The sequence below is a fragment of the Microseira wollei NIES-4236 genome, assembly GCF_020521235.1.
GTDB lineage: Bacteria > Cyanobacteriota > Cyanobacteriia > Cyanobacteriales > Aerosakkonemataceae > Microseira > Microseira wollei.
Genome location: NZ_BLAY01000391.1, coordinates 1 through 2422 on the forward strand (window position 1 = coordinate 1; position 2422 = coordinate 2422).

2 protein-coding genes are annotated in these 2422 nt (G+C 44.7%); both read left to right on the forward strand.

The genetic code is table 11. From position 1 onward, the window contains the following. Nucleotides 1-619 precede the first annotated feature (619 nt). Entirely contained in the window at nucleotides 620-1666 is a 1047-nt protein-coding gene (locus MiSe_RS48610; protein ID WP_226594646.1) for a reverse transcriptase domain-containing protein, read from the forward strand. A gap of 40 nt (nucleotides 1667-1706) precedes the next feature. Continuing rightward, the gene (locus MiSe_RS48615) at nucleotides 1707-2360 is read left to right on the forward strand and encodes a group II intron maturase-specific domain-containing protein (RefSeq protein WP_226594648.1); all 654 of its coding nucleotides are present in this window, start codon (nucleotides 1707-1709) and stop codon (nucleotides 2358-2360) included. The last annotated feature ends 62 nt before the right edge of the window (nucleotides 2361-2422 follow it).

Here is a 2422-nt window from a genome sequence, read left to right on the forward strand (position 1 = left end):
CTTTAGGCAGGGTGCGATCCGTGAGCCAGAAATGAGAGAAATACTCAAGGATTGGCGGCAAGTCGTACACAAGGAATGACAAACATTCCATCTGTACCTTGACAACTTGTTGTTCGTGTAGGTGTAATTCCTACCCCTTGTGGTGACAAGGTGACAGTATATCCCCTATCTGGGCGACTGATTATCAACTGGGTAAAGCGGGGATAAACGGTGGTAACTGGAAGTCTCATTCAGAATCCCATCTAACATAGTTGGTCATCGATAGCATCAGCGAAGTCACATTAATCTATCGAAAAAGGTAACTGGCTAAAAGAGACTGATAAGCCAGACCAAAAGGTAACGGTTATCCGAGGTTGCTATCACAGTCTTAGCAACTTTCACCCTCACAGTATAACCCGGTGGACAGTGACATCCTAAAACCAACACCAAACGAACAACAGGAACGGGATAACCTTCTAAGAAAGCTCTCAAACAAGGTCGATTGTCTGAGTAGGTATCAACCGCAAGCACTTAGAAGGAAGGATTGGCTAAGAAGCTTTCGCCTTTGGTAATTCAAAGGATACGCTGACGTAGCCACTACAAGTCGAAAGATAGAGTCAATGAGTAGAGTCAACATGTTATGAGCCAATCGCCAACGATTAGGTATGAATGGAAGGATTTACCCTGGAAGAAAATCCAGGTCAAAGTCTTCAAGCTCCAAAAAAGAATCTATCAAGCTTCTAGATGTGGAAATGTCAAAAAAGTCCATCGTTTGCAAAGACTATTGACGAAATCCTGGTACGCAAAATGTCTCGCCGTCAGGCGAGTTACCCAGGAAAACCAAGGGAAGAAAACAGCCGGAATTGACGGAATTAAATCCCTCACGCCCAAACAGCGCATAGAAATGGTAAACACGCTGGAAATCAAAGCCAGTGGATTGCCAACACGCAGGGTTTGGATTCCAAAACCCGGAAAAGACGAAAAACGACCCTTGGGCATCCCGGTAATGAGAGACAGGGCAACTCAAGCGTTACTCAAACTGGCAATAGAACCAGAATGGGAAGCCTTATTTGAACCCAACTCCTACGGCTTCCGACCAGGAAGGTCTACACAGGATGCTGTAGAAGCAATTCATACGGCAATCTGCCAAAAAGCCAAATATGTCTTGGACGCAGATATTGCCAAATGCTTCGACAAAATCAACCATCAAAAACTGCTGTTGAAGCTAAACACATTTCCCAAATTTGAGCGAGTAATACGCGACGGGATCAAAGCCGGGGTAATAGACCAAGGAAGCCTCTTTCCTACGTCAGAAGGAACTCCGCAGGGCGGCGTCATTTCTCCTTTATTAGCAAATGTTGCCCTGCACGGTCTAGAAACCATCATTAAAAATGCCTTTCCCACCCTAGTCAAAATTGATGGGAAATGGCACTTGTGGAAACCCCAAGTCATCAGATATGCCGATGATTTCGTCATCTTGCACCCTGATAGACAAGCAATAGAGAAATGTCAGGAAATAGCTTCAAATTGGCTAGCAGACCTAGACCTTGAATTGAAACCAAGCCAAACCCGAATCACTCATACCCTCAACAAAATTGAGGGAAATGACGAGCCGGGGTTCGACTTCGTTGGATTCAACATTCGCTCCGGTTGGCAAAAACAACTGCGGCAAGAACAACGGAGTTAAAACTGGTTTCAAAACACTCGTCAGACCAGCATCGGAGCAAGTGAAAACTCACTATCGCAATCTGGCCAAGAAAATAACTCAATGCCGAAGTGCGACACAAGAAGAGTTAATCTCACAACTGATTCCAATAATTACAGGCTGGTGTAATTACTATGCTTCGGCTTGTAGCAAAGAAGCATTTGAAGAATTAGACCATAAATTATTTGGGAAACTCTTCCGAGGCTGGGGTAAGTTCAGACATCCCAAAAAATCGGGGAAATGGATAGCCAGGAAATACTGGCACATCCAGAAACACAAAAACTGGACTTTTGGCAACGACAAGCTTGTCCTACCAAAACACAGCAATACAAAAATTACCCGACACACCAAAGTTAAGGGTGAATCCTCACCTTACGATGGCAACTGGACATACGGTCGCAAACGTAAAGGCGAATATCCCGGAATTTCCAAGAAGGTAACTATTACCATCAAAAAACAAAAAGGAAAATGCGCCGAATGTGGACTACATTTTCATCCAGATGACCTCATCGAAATCCATCACAAAAATGGAAATCATAGAGACAATCGGTTGGAAAATTTAGCTGCCGTACACCTACATTGTCACGACCAGATACACGGTGGCAAGGGCAACCTTTCAACTCAGTTTAGTACCCATGACAAGGGTCGATTTGGAGAGGAGCCGGATGAAGGGTAAACTTTCACGTCCGGTTCTGAAGCCCAGCATGGGGGGTGACTCCCATGCTTAGGTTAACGGAG